General features: G+C 68.7%; 16 protein-coding genes, 2 tRNA genes and 1 rRNA gene. 6 read left to right on the forward strand and 13 right to left on the reverse strand.

What is annotated here, in order from left to right; translation table 11 throughout:
- Positions 1-69 (reverse strand): 16S ribosomal RNA (locus ABEA43_RS66625); the annotation flags it as partial.
- Between the two features lie 612 nt (positions 70-681).
- Here ABEA43_RS66625 and ABEA43_RS66630 point away from each other — a divergent pair.
- Positions 682-1080 (forward strand): hypothetical protein, encoded by a 399-nt coding sequence (locus tag ABEA43_RS66630; protein ID WP_345580939.1) that lies wholly within the window; start codon positions 682-684, stop codon positions 1078-1080.
- A gap of 333 nt (positions 1081-1413) precedes the next feature.
- Positions 1414-1545, forward strand: a complete 132-nt coding sequence (locus tag ABEA43_RS66635; protein WP_345580942.1) for a hypothetical protein — start codon at positions 1414-1416, stop codon at positions 1543-1545.
- A 19-nt stretch (positions 1546-1564) separates the two neighbouring features.
- Here the strand turns inward: ABEA43_RS66635 and ABEA43_RS66640 are convergent, their stop codons facing one another.
- The 9 genes from ABEA43_RS66640 to ABEA43_RS66680 form a co-directional block, all read right to left on the reverse strand.
- Complete coding sequence (locus ABEA43_RS66640; protein ID WP_345580945.1) at positions 1565-2233, reverse strand: response regulator; 669 nt, start codon at positions 2231-2233, stop codon at positions 1565-1567.
- Positions 2230-4764 (reverse strand): DUF4118 domain-containing protein, encoded by a 2535-nt coding sequence (locus ABEA43_RS66645; protein ID WP_345580948.1) that lies wholly within the window; start codon positions 4762-4764, stop codon positions 2230-2232. Before ABEA43_RS66645 ends, ABEA43_RS66640 begins: the two co-directional genes overlap by 4 nt.
- Positions 4765-4773: 9 nt before the next feature.
- Positions 4774-5241 (reverse strand): group II truncated hemoglobin, encoded by a 468-nt coding sequence (locus ABEA43_RS66650; RefSeq protein ID WP_345580951.1) that lies wholly within the window; start codon positions 5239-5241, stop codon positions 4774-4776.
- Between the two features lie 99 nt (positions 5242-5340).
- A tRNA-Met gene (locus tag ABEA43_RS66655) sits at positions 5341-5417 on the reverse strand.
- A gap of 136 nt (positions 5418-5553) precedes the next feature.
- A tRNA-Met gene (locus ABEA43_RS66660) sits at positions 5554-5627 on the reverse strand.
- Between the two features lie 57 nt (positions 5628-5684).
- Positions 5685-8615, reverse strand: coding sequence for a UPF0182 family membrane protein (locus tag ABEA43_RS66665; RefSeq protein WP_345580954.1), 2931 nt, complete (start codon positions 8613-8615; stop codon positions 5685-5687).
- A 129-nt stretch (positions 8616-8744) separates the two neighbouring features.
- Positions 8745-9791 (reverse strand): YlbL family protein, encoded by a 1047-nt coding sequence (locus tag ABEA43_RS66670; RefSeq protein ID WP_345580957.1) that lies wholly within the window; start codon positions 9789-9791, stop codon positions 8745-8747.
- Positions 9792-9801: 10 nt separating this feature from the next.
- Entirely contained in the window at positions 9802-10227 is a 426-nt protein-coding gene (locus ABEA43_RS66675) for a molybdenum cofactor biosynthesis protein MoaE (protein WP_345580960.1), read from the reverse strand.
- A gap of 107 nt (positions 10228-10334) precedes the next feature.
- On the reverse strand, positions 10335-11408 hold the full coding sequence (locus tag ABEA43_RS66680; protein WP_345580984.1) for an NAD-dependent epimerase/dehydratase family protein: 1074 nt from the start codon (positions 11406-11408) through the stop codon (positions 10335-10337).
- Between the two features lie 130 nt (positions 11409-11538).
- On the opposite strand from ABEA43_RS66680, the gene ABEA43_RS66685 reads away from it, so the two are divergent.
- From ABEA43_RS66685 to ABEA43_RS66695, 3 genes are read left to right on the forward strand one after another with little or no spacing between them, the layout of a single operon-like run.
- Positions 11539-12747, forward strand: coding sequence for a zinc-dependent metalloprotease (locus ABEA43_RS66685; RefSeq protein ID WP_345580963.1), 1209 nt, complete (start codon positions 11539-11541; stop codon positions 12745-12747).
- Positions 12744-13304 carry an NUDIX hydrolase gene (locus ABEA43_RS66690; protein WP_345580966.1) on the forward strand — a complete coding sequence of 187 codons (561 nt, stop codon included), beginning with the start codon at positions 12744-12746 and terminating at the stop codon, positions 13302-13304. Before ABEA43_RS66685 ends, ABEA43_RS66690 begins: the two co-directional genes overlap by 4 nt.
- 31 nt (positions 13305-13335) lie before the next feature.
- Entirely contained in the window at positions 13336-14322 is a 987-nt protein-coding gene (locus ABEA43_RS66695) for an endonuclease/exonuclease/phosphatase family protein (protein WP_345580969.1), read from the forward strand.
- Between the two features lie 6 nt (positions 14323-14328).
- Here the strand turns inward: ABEA43_RS66695 and ABEA43_RS66700 are convergent, their stop codons facing one another.
- From ABEA43_RS66700 to ABEA43_RS66710, 3 genes are all read right to left on the reverse strand, one after another.
- Entirely contained in the window at positions 14329-14913 is a 585-nt protein-coding gene (locus ABEA43_RS66700) for a hypothetical protein (RefSeq protein ID WP_345580972.1), read from the reverse strand.
- Positions 14910-15425, reverse strand: coding sequence for a M48 metallopeptidase family protein (locus ABEA43_RS66705; protein WP_345580975.1), 516 nt, complete (start codon positions 15423-15425; stop codon positions 14910-14912). The genes ABEA43_RS66700 and ABEA43_RS66705 overlap by 4 nt, the downstream gene beginning before the upstream one ends.
- A 67-nt stretch (positions 15426-15492) precedes the next feature.
- Positions 15493-16281: an enoyl-CoA hydratase/isomerase family protein gene (locus ABEA43_RS66710; RefSeq protein ID WP_345580978.1), complete on the reverse strand. Its 789-nt coding sequence runs from the start codon at positions 16279-16281 to the stop codon at positions 15493-15495.
- A 493-nt stretch (positions 16282-16774) separates the two neighbouring features.
- Between ABEA43_RS66710 and ABEA43_RS66715 the strand changes: the two genes are divergently transcribed.
- On the forward strand, positions 16775-17445 hold a 671-nt coding region (locus tag ABEA43_RS66715; RefSeq protein ID WP_345580981.1), incomplete at its 3' end, for a ThiF family adenylyltransferase.

The raw sequence follows: 17445 nt of genomic DNA on the forward strand, positions 1-17445 counted from the left end.
CCGCTCGACTTGCATGTGTTAAGCACGCCGCCAGCGTTCGTCCTGAGCCAGGATCAAACTCTCCAAAAAATGCTTGGAAAAGTGGTTGTATCCCAACCAAAAAGGAATCCATCAAAACAGCCGAAACTGTTTCGACGGGGTTATGCATGGTATTTCATGCACTGGCTTTTAACACACTGTTGAGTTCTCAAGAAACGGACGCGTACACCGTTACCGTAATCTTTGCGATCCCGGCTTGGGGGCGTTCATTTCGTTCTGCGTTCTTTCGTTGTGTCTTAATTCTTTCAGCCGTTCAAGCCTCTGTCAAATTGACCGGACTTGCTCGACCTGCGGGAATTAAGCTCTGCCCCGTTTCCGGGACAACCCCTCGAACTTACCAGCCCTTCCGAACAGATGCGAAATCATCCGGAAGTTCCGAGAAGGAAGTGGGATTTGCTTCGGGCTTCTCCTGAGTTCTGCGAACCCCTTGACCGCCCTGCGCGAAAGCAACTCTAGCAGCCCGCCGCCCGTGCTTCGGCACACTCAGGTAATCATGGGGTCGTTCCCTCACCACCAGATGCTCAAACCTGGCCGCCTGGCCTCGTGGGGCGTCCCTCCGAGTCAAGCGGTCGGCAAGTCATCCGCAATCGTCCCTCGGTACGAAGTACCTACGAGCAGACTGCGCTCTCGGAGGTGTCCGCTATGACCCGCTCGGAGTTTGATGACATCCGCGCCTTTCTCGCCGATGAGGCGACTCATGCCGGAGACCTGCTGAGAGTCGCCCGGACTCTCATCGACGATCTCGAACACGCTCGCATGCGCGAGGCCGTGCTTCGTACCCACTACCTGCGCCTGCTGACTGCGGCGCGGGCGAGTGTCGCGGCGGAGTGCGTGGCCGCGTCCGACCCCCTCGCCTTCATCAAGCACGAGCTCGACGCGCGAGGGCAGATGCCCGAGGACGGCGAGGCCGTGCAGCGCATCCTGGCCGACGCCGGCACGGCGGCCGCGTTGCTCGCCGCGCTGGAGGACGCCGCGCCGAGACGACCGCGCGGGATGCGCCTGCGCCGCTGCGTCGGCACCGGCAGGAGGCTTCCCAGGTAGACGCCCTCCCGAGAGGGTGTCCCCAAGCCCTCAAGTCCCCCAAGCCCCCAAGCCCTCGAGCCCTCGAGTCCCCGAGTCCCTTGGGCGACATCCCCAGTGGACGCGTCCTGAGAGAGGCCGCGTCCCCAGGTACGCGCGCTCATGATCCCCAGGTACACGGCCCCGGGCGACCCCCTCAGGCAGGAGGGTCGCCCGGGAAGAACCGGGACTCTCCGCTGACCCCATGACAACTGCGGGCATACCGGACCTTGGTCGGTCGGCTGCAAGACTGCGCATATGTGGCAGCGCAGCTTGAACTGGGCGGCAGTCCTCCTAGTCGGCATATTTGGCCTGATGTGGGTGGGCGTCGTCGTCTACGCCGATGAGCTCTCTGCCCCCTGGATGCGCATCACGCAGGTCGTCTTCGGCACCCTGCTGATCGGCTGGGCCGTCCTGAAGGCGGTCTCGATGTTCGGCAAGGCCTGAGAAGGCCCCGGAAAACCCCTTAGGGCTGGAACCGGTACCCCATGCCCTGCTCGGTCAGCAGATGGACCGGACGCGCCGGGTCGCGTTCGAGTTTGCGCCGGAGCTGGGCCATGTACTGCCGCAGATAGTGCGTCTCCTTCAGATACGCGTGGCCCCACACCTCGGTCAGCAGCTGCCGCTGGCTGATCAGCTTGCCCGGGTTCCTGAGCAGGATCTCCAGGAAGTGCCACTCGGTGGGCGTCAGGCGTACCCCGCCCGAGATCGTCTTGCTGGTGAGGTCGACGATGCGCTCCCCCACTCGTACCGTGGCGAGCTCCTCCTCCTGCCGGCTCGTCCGGCGGGTCACCGCGCGGACGCGCGCCATCAGCTCGTCGATGCCGAACGGCTTGGTCACGTAGTCGTCCGCGCCCGCGTCCAGCGCGTCCACCTTGTCCGAGCTGTCCGCGCGCCCCGACAGGACGATGATCGGGATCGAGGTCCAGCCCCGCAGCCCCTGGATGACCTCCACGCCGTCGAGGTCGGGCAGCCCCAGGTCGAGGATGATCAGGTCGGGATGCCACTCGGCGGCCTGGCGCAGCGCCGAGCCGCCGTCCGGCGCGACCGCGACCTCGTACTGCCTGGCGGTCAGGTTGACGCGAAGCGCGCGCAGGAGCTGCGGCTCGTCGTCCACCACGAGTACGCGGGTCATGCGGCGCGCCGCAGCGAGATGGTCATGGTCAGTCCCCCTCCGGGTGTGTCCTCCGGCGCCAGGGTGCCGCCCATCGCCTCGGTGAGCCCGCGCGAGAGCGCGAGGCCGAGACCCACCCCCGCGTGGTTGTCACGGTCGCCGAGCCGCTGGAAGGGCATGAACACCTTCTCGTGCGCCTCCAGCGGAATGCCAGGGCCCCGGTCGATGACGCGGATCTCCACGTGTTCGCCGTGCCAGCTCGCGGCGACGAGCACGCCCTCTCCGGCCGGGCTGTAGCGGACGGCGTTCGTCATCAGGTTGACGAGCACCCGTTCCAGCAGCGCGGGGTCGGCCACGAGCTCGGGCAGCCCTGGCGGAATGCCGGTCTTGATCCGGTCGCTCGCGGGACCGAGGTCGTCGATGGCGTGCGGCAGGACGTCCTCGATGGCCATCGGGATCAGGGCCACTCCGAGGGCTCCGGCCTGGAGGCGGCTCATGTCGAGCAGGTTCGAGACGAGCCGCTTCAGCTTGATCAGCGACTCGTCGGCCGCGGCGAGCAGCTCGGCGCGGTCCTCCTCCGACCAGTCCACGTCCGTGCTGCGCAGGCTCTCGACCGAGGCCATGGCCGCGGCCAGCGGGGTGCGCAGGTCGTGGCCGACGGCGGCGAGCAGGGCCGTACGCATGCGGTCGACCTCGGCGAGCGGCTCGGCCCGCTCGGCCACCGCCCGCAGCCGCTGCTGCCGCAGCGCGACCGCCGCCTGCGCCGCGAACGCCTCCAGCACCCGCCGATCGCTGGCGTCGAGCAGCCTCCCCTGGGCGGCGAGCACGAGCTGCTCGTCGATCACGACATCGGTGTCGGCCTCCCCCGGGCTGGTGGACGGCACGCCCCCCGAGGTGGAGGCGATCCGCCAGTCGTCGGGGAAGGCTCCACCCGGCCGCTCCGGTGCGGGCCCGCCGCCTCGTTCGAGCAGCGTCACCGATGTCAGTCCGAACGTCTCGCGCAGCCGGCTCATCAGCGACGGCAGCGCCGACTCGCCTCGCAGGACGTGACCGGCCAGCGTGGACAGCACCTCGGCGTCGGCCCGCGAGCGCGCCGCCTCCCTGCTGCGCCGGGCGGCCAGGTCGACGACCGCGCTGACCATGGCCGCCACCAGCAAGAAGATGGCCAGCGCGAGCACGTTCTCCGGCTCGGCGATGGTCAGCGTCCGCACGGGTGGCGTGAAGAACCAGTTGAGCAGCCCGAACGCGAGGATCGCCGCCGTCAGCGCGGGCCACATGCCGCCGGCCAGGGCGACCCCTACAACGAGCAGCAGGAAGAGCAGGATCTCGCTGGGCAGGGTGAGGCGCAGCGGGATGAGCGCGGCCGCGAGCAGCGGCAGGCCGAGCAGCGCCAGCGCCCAGCCGGACAGCCGCCGCGTGCGCGTCAGCGCGGCTTCAGGACCGGGCCGAGCACGCCCCTTCCGCACCGCTTCGTGCGGAACCATGTGGACGTCGATCGCCCCCGCCAGCATCGCCGTCGTCACGCCCACCCCGCGCGACAGGAGCTGCGCGAACCGCCCCCTTCTGGACGCGCCGAGCACGAGCTGGGTGGCGTTGACGCCACGGGCGAAATCGAGCAGCGCGCGCGGGATGTCGTCGCCGACCACCTGGTGGTAGGTCCCGCCGAGGTCCTCGACGAGGGTGCGCTGGCGTACCAGATGTGCGGGGTCGCCGCCGGAGGCCAGGCCGTCGGCCCTGGTGATGTGCACGGCCAGCAGGTCCGCGCCCTTGCTGCGGTCGGCGATGCGCGCGGCCCGCCGTACGAGCGTGTCCCCTTCCTTGCCGCCCGTGAGCGCGACGAGCACGCGCTCGCGGGTCTCCCAGGTGGTCGCGATGGAGTGGTCCGTACGGTAGCGGTCGAGTTGTTCGTCCACCTTGTCCGCCACCCAGAGCAGCGCGAGCTCCCGCAGAGCGGTCAGGTTGCCGACGCGGAAGTAGTTGGCGAGCGCGGCGTCCACCCGTTCCAGCGGATAGACGTTGCCGTGTGCCATCCGGCGGCGCAGCGCCTCCGGCGACATGTCGACCAGCTCGATCTGGTCGGCCCGCCGGACGACCTCGTCGGGCACGGTCTCGCGCTGGGGCACGCCGGTGATCTGCTCGACCACGTCGTTCAGCGATTCGAGGTGCTGGATGTTGACGGTGGTGATCACGTCGATCCCGGCGTCGAGGATCTCCTCGATGTCCTGCCAGCGCTTGGCGTTGCGGGAGCCGGGGACGTTCGTGTGGGCGAGCTCGTCGATCACGGCGACCTTGGGGGCGCGCGCGACGACCGCGCCGGCGTCGAGCTCGGTGAACGTCGCGCCCCGGTAGGACACGCTCTGCCTGGGCAGGATCTCCAGCCCGTCGAGCAGGCGGGCCGTGAGCGCCCGATCGTGGGTCTCGACGAGGCCCACGACCACGTCCTTGCCACGCTCGCCGGCCCGCCGGGCCTCGCTCAGCATGGCGAACGTCTTGCCCACGCCGGGCGCCGCGCCCAGGTAGACGCGCAGTCTGCCGCGCGGCCTGCCTTCCATTCCTCCAGGTTACGGCTGGTACGGCGGCGCGACCCCCCAGCCCCAGTGCGGCACCGGAGCCTCTCCCGGCGGCTCGGCCCCCGGCTGGGAATTGTGCTTGGCCAGCCTCGTGCCCCATTCGATGTAGCCGGCGAACGCGGCACGGAACTCGGGGTCGTCGGGCAGCCCCACCTCGTCGGCCGCGTCCATGAGCAGGCTCACCCACCTGCGGCGTTGCGGCTCGGTGATCGCCTTGCCGAGGTGGTGACGGAGCATGCTGGGATAGCCGCCGCGCTCCTCGGTGTAGCGGCCGGGCCCGCCGAAGACCTCGCCGAGCCACATGGCGACGTGTTGCGGATGACCCGGGTCCATGTGCGCGAACAGCGGCCCGATCAGGTCGTCCTTGAGGACGCTGCGGTAGAAGGTCTCGGTCAGCCGGTTGAGCGCCTCGGTGCCGCCTGCCCACTCGTAGAGGGTCGGCACTGCCTTATCGGTCATGTAATCATGTAATCACCGGCAGGCCGCCCGGAGCAATCCATCGAAGTGGTGAAACGCAGAAAGACCCGGCCTCCGTTTCCGGAGACCGGGTCTTTCCTTTGGTAGCGGGGGCAGGATTTGAACCTACGACCTCTGGGTTATGAGCCCAGCGAGCTACCGAACTGCTCCACCCCGCGTCGGCGTTACGTTCATAACTATACCCCCTCCCGACAGTGGAATGTCCCGGACTTCTTGTGGATCTTCCGGATGCATTTCGACTGCCGGGTAAAGCAAGAAGGCCCGGAGGGCGAACCTCCGAGCCTTGTCACTTTGTAGCGGGGGCAGGATTTGAACCTGCGACCTCTGGGTTATGAGCCCAGCGAGCTACCGAACTGCTCCACCCCGCGTCGGTGTGTGTCTTAACACTATCGGCGACGCGGGGCGGGCGCAAACTGAACCGCCTACTACCCCGACGGTGACGGTGACGGCGGTGGCGAACCTGTGGCCGTAGGCGACGCCGACGGCGCCGCTGAAGCCGGCGGCGAGGCCGTGGGACTCGCCGAAGGTGCTGGCTGCCGCGTGTTCGCCCCTTCGAGGGCCTTCAGAGCGTCCTGGAGCCGCTTCTGGGCGTCTCCGTAGGCATCCCAGTCGGGTGGACTGGCCTGAAGGGCCTTCTGCGCGTCCTCGTACGCCTTCTTGGCGTTCGAGATCGCCGAGTTGAGGGCCGTGTTGGTCTGCGCGTTGGGCGTGGTCTGCTGTTGCTCGGTGGGTTGCTGGTTCTGTTCCCCGCCGAAGATCTCTGTCAGAGCCTCTTCCAGCGTGCGCGCCACACCGATCTTGCTGCCGAAGGACACCAGGACCCGTTGCAGGATCGGGTACGGCTCCTGCCCGCCGCCCGCGGCCACCTGGATGTACACCGGCTCGATGTAGACCAGGCCGCCCGCGTACGGGAGCGTCAGGAGATTTCCGTACCGGACCGACGAGGCGCCCACTCCCAGCAGGTTGAGCTCACCGGCGAAGCGGCTCTGGAAGGAGTTTTGGGCTTGTCCTGGACCCGGTATGGGCGTGCTGGATGGCATGCGCAGGATGCGCATTCGCCCGTAGCCCGAGCCGCCCGACGAGTCGACCGCCATGAACGCCGCCAGGTTGGGCCCCTGTCGCGGCACGAACGTGGTCGTCAGCGAGAACGTCGGCGAGCCGCCCGGCATCGTGGTGGTCAGGTAGTAGGGCGGCTGCTTGACATTCTGGGAGCCCTGGGTCGGGTCGTTGGGGACGTTCCAGAAGTCCTGGCCGCTGTAGAAGGCGGCCGGGTTGGTGATGTGGTAGCGCGACAGCGTGTAGCGCTGCACCTTGAACAGGTCTTCCGGGTAGCGGACGTGGCTGCGCAGGTCGGCGCTCATCTCCGAGGCCGGCCTGATGATGCCGGGGAAGGCGTTGCTCCACGTCTTGAGCACCGGGTCGTTGTTGTCCCACCCGTAGAGCTTGACCGTGCCGTCGTAGGCGTCGACGGTGGCCTTGACCGAGTTGCGGATGTAGTTGATCCGGTCGCTCGGCTGCTGGGCGATCACGCGACGGTCGCTCGTCGTGTCGCGCGTCATGTCGCCGAGGCTCTCGCTCTGCGCGTACGGGTAGTCGTTGGACGTGGTGTAGCCGTCCACGATCCAGGTGATGCGCCCGTCGACGATGGCCGGGTAGGGGTTGCCGTCGAGGGTGAGGAAGGGCGCGACCTTCTCGATCCGCTCGCGCGGGTTGCGCACGTACAGGATCTTGGAATTGTCGTTGATGTCGCCCGAGAGCAGGATGTTCTTCTCGCCGTACTTGGCGGCGTAGACGAGCCTGTTCAGGAACGAGCCGACGGGCACGCCGCCCTGGCCGGTGTAGGTCGTGTTCTTCTGGCCCGTACCGCCCGTCTCCGGGTAGTCGAGCTCCTGCGGGTTGTTCGGATTGCCGCCGGCGATGACGTATTCGGCCGAGGAAGGCGACTCGCCGTAGTAGACGCGCGGCTCCTGGAGCTTGGCGCTGGCCGCCAGCGGGCCGATGACCGGCATGTCCTTGGCGTCGTAGTCGGGCAGGCCGCTGGAGTCGACCTTGTTGCCCGGAGCGGCGACGAAGCCGTAGCCGTGGGTGTAGACCAGGGCCTTGTTGATCCAGTTGTTCTGGGCCTCGGGCGGCGCGCTCATCTCGCGTACGCCGACGATGTGGTCGACCAGCTTGCCGGTGCCGTCGTTGTAGCGGTCGACGTCGAGCGGCTCGGCGAAGCTGTAGAAGCCCCTGATGCGCTGCGTCTGCTCGTAGGTGGAGGAGACCAGCGCCGGGTCGAGCAGCCGGACGCCGGAGACGGACGTGTCGGTGTTGGCCTGGACCTTCGCCGGGTCGGCCACCGCGTTGTACGTCTCGACCTCGGTCTTGTCGACGTTGTACGACTGCCGCGTCGCCTCGATGTTGCGCTGGATGTACGCGGCCTCCTTGCCCTGCTGGTTCGGCTTGACCTGGAACTGCTCGACCAGCGCCGGGTAGACGCCGCCGATCAGGATGGCCGAGAGAACGAGCAGGCCGAAGGAGACTCCCGGCAGCATGCCGCCGGGCCGCACGACGCCCGCGAAGAACAGCGCGGCGCAGATCAGCGCGATGATCGCGAGGATGGTCTTGGCCGGCAGCACGGCGTTGACGTCGGTATAGGAGGCGCCGTGCACGAAACCACGGTCGGAGAAGACCAGGCCGTAACGGTCGACCCAGTAGGCGACGGCCTTGAGCAGCACGAAGATGCCCAGCAGCAGCGACAGATGCGTCCGCGCCGCCCTTGAGGCGTGCACGCCCGGCGACTGCAGGCGGAACCCGCCGTAGAGGTAGTGCGTGATGGCGGCCAGCACGATCGAGATGATCACGGCGGTGAACAGGAAGTTCAGGACCATCCGGATGAACGGGTAGTCGAACATGAAGAACGACACGTCCATCTTGAACAGCTGGTCCTGCTTGCCGAACGCCGCACCGTTGATGTACTGGAGCCACGTCTTCCACTGCCCCGCGAACGAGGAGCCGGTGAAGAGCGCGAGCAGGCCCATGCCGACGATGAAGATCAGCTTGCGATGGGGGTCGAGCGCCATGCGGTAGCGGTCGGCGCCGCTCCCGCCGCCGAACGACGCCGGCCCGAACATGGGCCGCATGCGGAAGGCCAGCAGCATGTTGCCGCCGGCGATGCCGACCATCAGCACCGCTCCCACGAGGAACAGCACGATCTGGGTCAGCAGCACGCCGGTGAAGACCGTCGTGAAGTTGGTCGCGTCAAACCATAGATAGTCGGTATAAATGCCCGAAAAGAGAAAGAACAAGGCCACGATCGCCACTAGGGCGATCGCCACAGGCAGAAGCAGTCGCGGTCGGCGGGGCAAGCGCATTGCCCTGCCGGCTCCTGGGGTCCGGAAGCTCAAGGCCAACCCCTCGTCGTAATGAAGAAACGGTCCGTGTCTGGCAACCTACACCGCAGTGCCAGCCGTACGGCTAACGCATGGCGATGCCCAGAAGTTTCATCCGGCCTCACATGCCGGAACGTTTCCCTGGCCCGTGCGCAGCGCGTCGAGCGCCAGCACCGCGTTGTGCAGCGTGTCGGCCTTGACCAGCCGGAGGCCGTCGGGCACCGCCTTCACGGCCTCGGCGCAGTTGTCGGCGGGGGTCAGGAAGACGGTCGCGCCCGAGTCTTTCGCGCCGACCATCTTCTGGGCGATGCCCCCGATCGGGCCGACCTTTCCCTCCGGCTCCATCGTGCCCGTGCCGGCGACCTGCTTGCCGCCGGTGAGCGGGCCCGGCGTGAGCTTGTCGAATATGCCGAGCGAGAACATCAGCCCGGCGCTCGGCCCGCCGACGTCGCCGACATTGATGTCGACGTCGAAGGGGAACTTGTATTTCGCCTGCATCAGCACGCCCACCAGGGTCTGCCCCTTGGGGCCCGCCACCGCCTGCACGGTGACGTCGTGCTTCTCCTTGCCCCTGGTGACGTTGAAGACCACGTTGTCGCCCGGCTTGTGCGCCTTGACCGTGTCGCCGACGACGTCGACGTCCTTCGCCGGCTTGCCGTCGACGGCGTTGATCTCGTCGCCCTTCTGCAGCTTGCCGTCGGCCGGTTTGCCCTTCTCCGTGGACACGACCGTCACGACCATGTCGTAGTGGATCTTGAGCTCGTTGAGCGCGGCGGCGGTGGCCGAGTCTTGGGAGTTGGTCATCTCGACCATGTTCTCCTCCTCGACCTCCTTGGGGTTGCGGTCGGGAGCGAAGATGGTCTCCTGCGGGACCACCGCCACGGTCGGGTCGATCCACCCGCGCAACGCCGTCAGGAGGTCGATCTGCGCGGCGGGGCCGCCCTGGTAGGCCACCGTGACGAGGCTCAGCGCGCCGCTGGTCGGGTAGGTCTCCCGCCCCTTGATCGAGATCACGGGCTTCTTGTCGACCTCGCCGATCGTGTTCTCCGTCGGCCCGGGGCTGAGCACGACGTACGGGACCGGCCTGAACGCGCCCACCACGCCGAGCGCGAGCACGAGAAATCCGGCCAGCAGCAGGGTCAGGGCGCGTCTTGACATGGTGATGAGCTTATTCGCCGGCGCCGACCCATTCGGTCTCGCCGTCGGCGAACGTCTGGTGTTTCCAGATCGGGACGTGCGACTTGAGGTCGTCGATCAGTCTGCGCGAAGCCTGGAACGCCTCGTCCCTGTGCGGCGCGGCCACCGCGACGATGACGGCCGTGTCACCGAGCTTCAGATCGCCGACCCGGTGGACGGCGGCCAGCGCCGTCACGGGGAAGTCGGCGGCGATCTTCTCCGCGACCTGGCGCAGCTCGGTCTCCGCCGTGGGGTGCGCCGAGTAGGACAGCCCCGTCACCGGTTTCCCATGGTCCTGCTCGCGCACGGTGCCCACGAAGATCGTCGTCCCGCCGGCGGCGTGGTCGCCCACGGCGGCCAGCACCTCGTCGACGGAGAGCGGGGTGTCACGGATGCCGAGCAGGCGGATGACGTCCACGGAAAAGAGCCTACCAACAAGAAATCTCCCCGCCGGACTGCCGATTTGCCGTCGTGCCTGGTCAGCGCGATGGCGGGAGTCCGTTTGGGGAAATTTCCGGTAGATCCTTATTGGCGGCGCTTCTTGCGTACCTGGCGGACGATCGCGGCGGTGCCGATGACGGCCACCGTGGCGCCCGCGGCGGTGAGCGTGGCCTCCTTGACGGGCAGGCGCCTGCCGACCACGGTCGTCCGGTTTTCCCGCAGCTCCAGGAGCTGCTCGAACGCGGCCTCGTTGGTCCAGGCCGGCTTCCAGCCCGCCTCGCGCAGCGTGGCGCAGTCGACGACCCACGGATAGACGACGTAGTGCAGGTCGGTCGCCGGAGCCGGGGTGATGCCGAGCCGGTGGAGCCGCTGAGCCGTGCCGAACGTCAGCCCAGCGGGCAGCTCCAGGCTGCGGATGCCGGACAGCCCCTCGACGGTCTCCTGCTCCATCCACCCGTCGGAGCCCACCGCGAGCACGCCGGTGACGGCGCCGCGTGCGGCCAGCTCCAGCGCCGAGAGCAGGTCGTCGATGTGGCAGAACTGCCAGTGCGGGCTGCAGCCCTTGACGGTCAGCAGCCTGGGCGACTCGAAGTGGCGGGTGATCACGGTGTCGACGCCGGGGCCGACGACCGCGGCCGGGCGCAGCACGGTCACTTCGAGCCCGGGATGGCTGCGCAGCGATCGGCGCACGAGGGACTCGATCTCCAGGAAGTCGCCCACGACGCCGGTGTCCGGCTCGGCCGCCACAGGGGCGTCCTCCGCCAGCGGCACCTCGTTGTCGGGTGCGGCGCCGTAGACCATGGCGCTGGTGACCAGCACCACCCGCCGCACGCGCGCAGCGGCGCAGGCGGTCAGCACCGTCTGGGCGGCACGCAGGTTGTACGCCCGCCGCTCCCCCGGATCGGAGTCGACCGCGTAGTCACCGGCCAGATGGACCAGGACGTCGATGTCCGAGATCCGGTTCGCCAAGAGCGGATCTCGTACGTCGATCACCCTCCAGGTGGCTTCCTGAACATCACCGCGTTCTTCGTCAATGGCCACCACCCTGCGGAAATCCGCGGAGGATACGAGCCTTGCGAGCAACTCGCGGCCTAGGCCGGAGGCCGCGCCCGTGACGGCTACGACAGGTTGGCGCGGGCGTTTCGAGGTAGGCACCAGGTCCTCACTTTGCACTGATCCGCCGTAGGACGACTAACGTGGCGGATGTGGACTCCTCCATCCTGCACGAGGTAGAGCGGTGACTGACCTGCCAGGTCGCGAAAACGACCCTAACGAAAACCCGTTCGCCATGTTCGGCAACCCTGAGCAGATGGCTCAGGCGATGCGCCAGTTCGCCGACATGCTGTCGGCGCCTCAGGGCTCCGGCCCTGTCAACTGGGACATGGCGAAGAACATCGCCAGGCACGCGGTGGTCGCCGAGGGCGACCCCAGCGTCATGGAAGGCGAGCGCCGGCAGATCGTCGACGCCCTGAGCCTGGCCGACCTGTGGCTGAACGAGGCGACGACACTGCCCAGCGGCGTGTCGAATCCGCGGGCCTGGAGCAGGTCCGAGTGGATCGAGAACACGGTCCCGATTTGGCGCAAACTTTGCGAGCCGATCGCCGAGCGCATGGTCGAGACCATGGGCGGCGCGCTCGGCGGCTCCGGGCTGCCGCCCGAGGCCCAGCAGATGGCCGGGCCGCTGATGGGCATGCTCAAGCAGATGGGCGGCATGATGGTCGGCCAGCAGATCGGCCAGGCCATCGGCTCGCTGGCCCGCGAGGTGGTCGGCACCACCGACATCGGCCTGCCGCTGTCGGACACCGCCGCGCTGCTGCCCGGGGGCATCGCCTCCTTCAGCGAGGGCCTGGAGAGCCCGGCCGACGAGATCAGGCTCTATCTGGCGCTGCGCGAGGCCGCGCACCACCGGCTGTTCCAGCACGTGCCGTGGCTGCGCTCGCACCTGCTCGGCGCGGTCGAGGAATACGCCAAGGGCATCACGGTCGACACCTCGGCGCTCGAAGAGCAGATCCGCGGGCTCGACATCAACAATCCCGAGGCGATCCAGGAGGCGCTGAGCGGCGGAAACCTGCTCAAGCCCGAGGAGACCGAGCGGCAGAAGGCCGCCCTGGCCCGCCTGGAGACGATGCTCGCCCTGGTCGAGGGGTGGGTGGCGACCGTGGTCGACCGGGCCGCCGAGGGCAAGCTGCCCTCCGCCGTGGCCCTGGCCGAGACCGTACGCAGGCGCCGCGCCACCGGCGGTCCCGCCGAGCTGACGTTCGGCACCCTGGTGGGGCTGGAGCTGCGGCCCAGGCGGCTGCGCGAGGCGGCGGCGCTGTGGCGCGCGCTGGAGACCGAGCGCGGCGTCGACGGTCGCGACGCGCTGTGGGGTCACCCCGACCTCATGCCGACGGCCGAGGACCTCGACGACCCCGAGGCCTTCGTACGCGGTGAGGCGGCCTGGGACATCTCCCAGCTGGAGGCCAAGCCGGACGACGACGAGGGCGACAAGGGTTGAGCCTGCACGAGGACGCGGTCGCGGTGCTGTCCGCCTGGACCGCGCCGACGCCTGCGGAAGAGGCGCTGCGCACGGAGTTCCTGGAACACCTGGGCGCGCACGACGACGCGATGCTGCGCGAATGCGTGCCCGGGCATCTGACTGCCACCACGGCGGTGCTGTCGCACGACGGCGCCCGCGTGCTGCTCACGCTGCATCCGAAGGCCGGCATGTGGCTGCCCATGGGCGGGCACTGCGAGGTCTCCGACGACTCGCTCGGGGCGGCGGCGCTGCGGGAGGCCCAGGAGGAGTCCGGGATCGCCGGGCTCGAGCTGCTGCCAGGGCCGCTGGCGGTGGACAAGCACGCCGTATGGTGTCATCCGCCGCGCAGCTGGCACCTCGACGTCGAATACGCGGCCGTCGCGCCGCCCGGGGCCGAGGCGGTGATCAGCGAGGAGTCGCTGGACCTGCGCTGGTTCCCCGTGGACGGGATTCCCGAGCTGTCCGACGAGGCCACGCGGCGGTTGGCCGCACGCGGACAAGCCGCGCTCACCTCGGGCTCACGCGCCTTTGGCTAGAGTTCTTTGCGTCGTTCCAAAGGGGGGCCGCGTGGAGACTTCTGCCGTCGGAGGCACGATCGTGACGCCCGCGCGCAAGCGCAGGAAGTTCCCTGGGACGGCGTTGACCTGGCTGGCCGTGACCCCGTTCGCCGTCTGGGCGGTGGCCAGGGTGGGCGGGCTGGAGCGCGGGTCCCTGCCCACGCAGATCATGACCGCCACCCCGTACGCCGCGGCGGGGTCGCTGATCCCCCTCCTGATCGCCGCGGTCGGCCGCAAGCGGGCCGCGACCGCCGTCGCGCTGCTGGCCACGACCGCGCTCGGCTTCGCGGTGCTGCCCAGGGCGCTCGGCACGGCGGAGGCCACGGCGGGCAGGCCGCTCAAAGTCATGACGATCAACATGCTGTTCGGCAGAGCCGACATACAGACGATCATGAAGCTGGTGCGCGAGTTCGACCCTGACGTGCTGAGCACGCAGGAGCTGACGCCCGGCGCGGTCGCCGACCTGGACGCGGCCGGGCTCAAGGAGCTGATGCCGCATCGCGTGCTGCAGGACGAGTGGAGCGCCGGCGGCAGCGGGCTCTATTCCAAGCATCCGGTGCAGCCGCTCTGGGACCTGATGCCGCCGGTCGGGCACCAGATGCCGGCCGCGCTGATCTCGCTGCCCGGCGGGAAGCCGATCGAGTTCATCGACGCGCACCCGTTCCCGCCGCTGGGCGATCAGGTCAGCGATTGGAACGAGGCGCTGGCGGCCTTCCCGTCCGCCTCGGCCGACCGGGTGCGGATCCTGGCGGGCGACTTCAACGCCTCACTCGACCACGCCGCCATGCGCGGCCTGCTGGCCCGCGGCTACAAGGACGCGGCCGACCAGGTCGGGGCGGGGCTGATCCCGACGTGGCCGGCGAACAAGCGGGTGCCGCCGATCATCACGATCGATCACGTGCTGGTGGACGAACGGGCCGGCGTCCGGGAGGTCAGCGTGCATGACGTGCCGGGCACCGATCACCGCGCCGTGCTGGCCGAGCTCACCGTGCCCTGACGCCGCTCAGCGAGTGGCGATCAAGGCGCGGGTGTTGTCCCAGCCTTCGAGGCCGGGGTCGAGGCGTTCGACGTCTTGGCGGGTGCGCAGCCGATGCCAGCCGGGGGTCGTGGCGACGCGGCGTGAGCCCGGGGCCTGGGCGCGGAGGGCGGCCACCACGTCCAGGTCGTCCAGGTCCGGGTCGGCCCAGCCGGGTGCGGGGAGGGCGCAGGCCATGGCCACGGCGCCGCCGTCCGCCGCCGGGCAGACCGTGATCTCGGCCCTGCCCAGCTCCCTGAACAGCTTGCCGACCAGGAGCGGCGGCAGATCGGGCGCGTCTGCGCAGATCACCGCGATCTGGTCGGCGCTCAGCCGGCTGAGGATCGTCTTGAGTGGTTCGTCGTCCTCGATGGCGATCACCTGGGTGCCCGGCCAGACGATCTCCTCCAGCTCCGGAACACTGGTGATCAGGACCGGGGTGACGAGCTCCAGGCCCGCGACCATCTCATAGGTGTCCTCGGCCACCGCCGCGAGGAACTCCCGCGGGTCGACGCCGGGGGGCGCCGCCTGTGCCATGCGCTGTCGTACCAGAACCGCGGCTATGCGCGTCAACACTCCTCCGGTGCCGTGTGGGCCGCGGCGGAGAATCCCTCCAGGAACCCGCGCGCCCGCTCCGCCTTCGGATACTGTTCTACCAGCGCCCAGAACTTGGCCCCGTGGCTGGGCACCAGCAGGTGCACGAGCTCGTGGATGATCACGTAGTTGATGACCCATTCCGGCAGGCCTTTGAGGCGGGTGGAGATCCTTATCGTGCCGTTCTCCGGAGTGCACGAGCCCCAGCGGTGCTGCTGGTTGTCCACCCAGCGCACGCTCGCCGGGTCGGGTTTGCCGTCGAGATATCTGAGCGACAGCTCCTTGGCCCGCTCCAGCAGGGCTTCGTCGGTCGGCCTTCGCCGGCGTTCCTTGGCGGCCAGACGATCCAGCATCCGGCTCACCCACTCATCGGCGTCTTCGCCGCTCAGCCAGGCGGGCAGGAGCACGATCGTCTTGTCGCCGTCGCGGTAGGCGGAGACCGTTCGCCGGCGACGAGAGCTGCGACGAACCTCGACTGTCTCGGGGGGCACATATGCACGTTAGCCGAGACTGACGAAATTCCACAGAGGGTGGACCTTGTTTCTGCTGGTCAGATGATTAAGAGCCGGTGAATTTGGGCATGCGCCTTTCCCGATGTGCGGCCAGGCCCTCCAGCATGTCGGCGGAGGCCATGGTCACGGGCTGGGCCAAGGACTCCCACCTCAGAGCGGCTTCCAGGTCTTGATGGTCTTGGTTCAGGGCTACTTTGGTGAGCCTTGTGGCAATGGGGGCATTCTGCGCGATCTTCGTGGCGATGGCCTGGACTTCCGACATTAGGTCATCTTTCGGAAAAGTCTGATTTACCAGACCTTTAACTGAAGCTTCCGTTCCGGACAGAGTGCGGCCCGTCAGGAGCATCTCCCTTGCCAGGCTCGCGCCCGCCCTCCTGGGCAGGAGGTACGTGGCCGCCATGCCGGGGTGCAGGCCCAGTGACGTGAACGGGGCCAGCAGCTTGGCGTCGGCGGCGGCGTACACGAGGTCGCAGGCCAGCGCCACGCACAGGCCCGCTCCCACGGCGGGGCCGTTGACGGCGGCGATCGTGGGGATCTCGAGCTCGGTGACCATGAGCCAGGTGCGGTAGAAGGCGAGCATGCGGTCGCGCAGCTGCGGCACGGCCTCCGCGCCGGTGCCGCGCTCGCCGAGCCAGGACAGGTCGCCGCCTGAGGAGAACGCCGTGCCCGCTCCGGTGACGACGACGCAGCGGGCGTCGCGGTCCGCCGCCAGGTCGGCCATGGTGTCGCGCCATTGGGCGGTCATGGCGTCGGTCATGGCGTTGCGCAGGTCGGGGCGGTTGAGGGTGATGAGGACGACTCCGTCGTCGCTGCGGTCGACCAAGAGCTCGTTCATGCGGGTCAGCGTAACCCTGCCGGGGCTTCGGACGATCAGCTCCTCATCCACCCGTCCGCCCGGCCCTCGGCCTGCACCCACCCACCTTGCCGCCTCTTCGGTCTTCTGCCCTGTCCCCTTTCAGCCGTTCGCTCCCCTCCACCTCCTCTACCTTTCCCTCCGCCCCTTCTTGCCTTCGCCACCGCCTCATCTGCCTTCGTCCCCGCCTCGTCTGGCCTTGGTCCCCCGCCTCCTCAGCCCTTTGCCCCGCCTCCTCAGCTTTCGCCCCATCTCCTCAGCCCTCGTCCTGTTCACCTGACCCTGTCCCTTGCAGCGGGTGGGTGGCGGCACCTGGAGATATCCACAGATCGCGCGTCGCAGCCGGAGTTATCCACAGCCCGCGCCGAACCGGCTCGGGATCTTGGTCCGGCGTGGAACCCTTCCGGCCATGAGGCCACGTGTGAAGCCAGCTCTCCGGCGGACCCTCCGCGACGAACAAACTCTCCAATACGGTGTGCACCCTCTCCGCGCCGTCATATTGAGCGGCCTGCCCCAAGCCGTCCGGCAGTGGATCGAGGGCCTCGACGGCACTCGCGAGCTCGACTGCGTCCTGGAGGATGCGGAGGCTGCGGGGCTCGACGAGATCCGCGCCCAGTTCATGCTGGAGCAACTGGCCGCGCAGGGCGTCCTGCACGACGCCGCCATCAGTCACGCACCCCTGCACGACTTGCCGCTGGCCGAAAGAGATCGGCTGAAACCGGATCTTGATGCGCTCGATCTGGCCTCCACGGCCCCGGACGGCGGGCTCGGCATGCTGCTACGCCGCAGGGAGATGCGGGTGCGGGTCTATGGGGCGGGACGGGTGGGAGCACAGATCGTCGCCCTGCTGGCGGCCAGCGGGGTGGGCACGATCCGGGTGATCGACCCGGGCCCCGTCCGGCCCGGGGACATCATGCCTGGCGGGCTGACGTGGACCGAGGTGGGTCTGACCAGGGAGGCCGGCGCCGTAGCGGTGGTGCGGAGGCTCACATCAGGCGGGCACGGGCTCGGGGAGACCGGCTCGTCCAGGGAGACCACCGACCCGAACGACACGGCCGCTACGGATCGCACCGCTCGTACGACCACTGGAGCAAGCGGCACACGACCCGGCACCACAGCACCCGGCCCGGCGGCGGGCCGCGCGGC

Source organism: Nonomuraea rosea, from assembly GCF_039539705.1.
Taxonomy (GTDB): domain Bacteria; phylum Actinomycetota; class Actinomycetes; order Streptosporangiales; family Streptosporangiaceae; genus Nonomuraea; species Nonomuraea rosea.

Bases quoted from the DNA above. Each gene is read 5' to 3' on its own strand.
- ABEA43_RS66630 (WP_345580939.1), top strand. From the start codon at position 682: ATGACCCGCTCGGAGTTTGATGACATCCGCGCCTTTCTCGCCGATGAG.
- ABEA43_RS66635 (WP_345580942.1), top strand. From the start codon at position 1,414: ATGTGGGTGGGCGTCGTCGTCTACGCCGATGAGCTCTCTGCCCCCTGG.
- ABEA43_RS66640 (WP_345580945.1), bottom strand. From the start codon at position 2,233: ATGACCCGCGTACTCGTGGTGGACGACGAGCCGCAGCTCCTGCGCGCG.
- ABEA43_RS66645 (WP_345580948.1), bottom strand. From the start codon at position 4,764: ATGGAAGGCAGGCCGCGCGGCAGACTGCGCGTCTACCTGGGCGCGGCG.
- ABEA43_RS66650 (WP_345580951.1), bottom strand. From the start codon at position 5,241: ATGACCGATAAGGCAGTGCCGACCCTCTACGAGTGGGCAGGCGGCACC.
- ABEA43_RS66665 (WP_345580954.1), bottom strand. From the start codon at position 8,615: ATGCGCTTGCCCCGCCGACCGCGACTGCTTCTGCCTGTGGCGATCGCC.
- ABEA43_RS66670 (WP_345580957.1), bottom strand. From the start codon at position 9,791: ATGTCAAGACGCGCCCTGACCCTGCTGCTGGCCGGATTTCTCGTGCTC.
- ABEA43_RS66685 (WP_345580963.1), top strand. From the start codon at position 11,539: ATGTTCGGCAACCCTGAGCAGATGGCTCAGGCGATGCGCCAGTTCGCC.
- ABEA43_RS66710 (WP_345580978.1), bottom strand. From the start codon at position 16,281: ATGAACGAGCTCTTGGTCGACCGCAGCGACGACGGAGTCGTCCTCATC.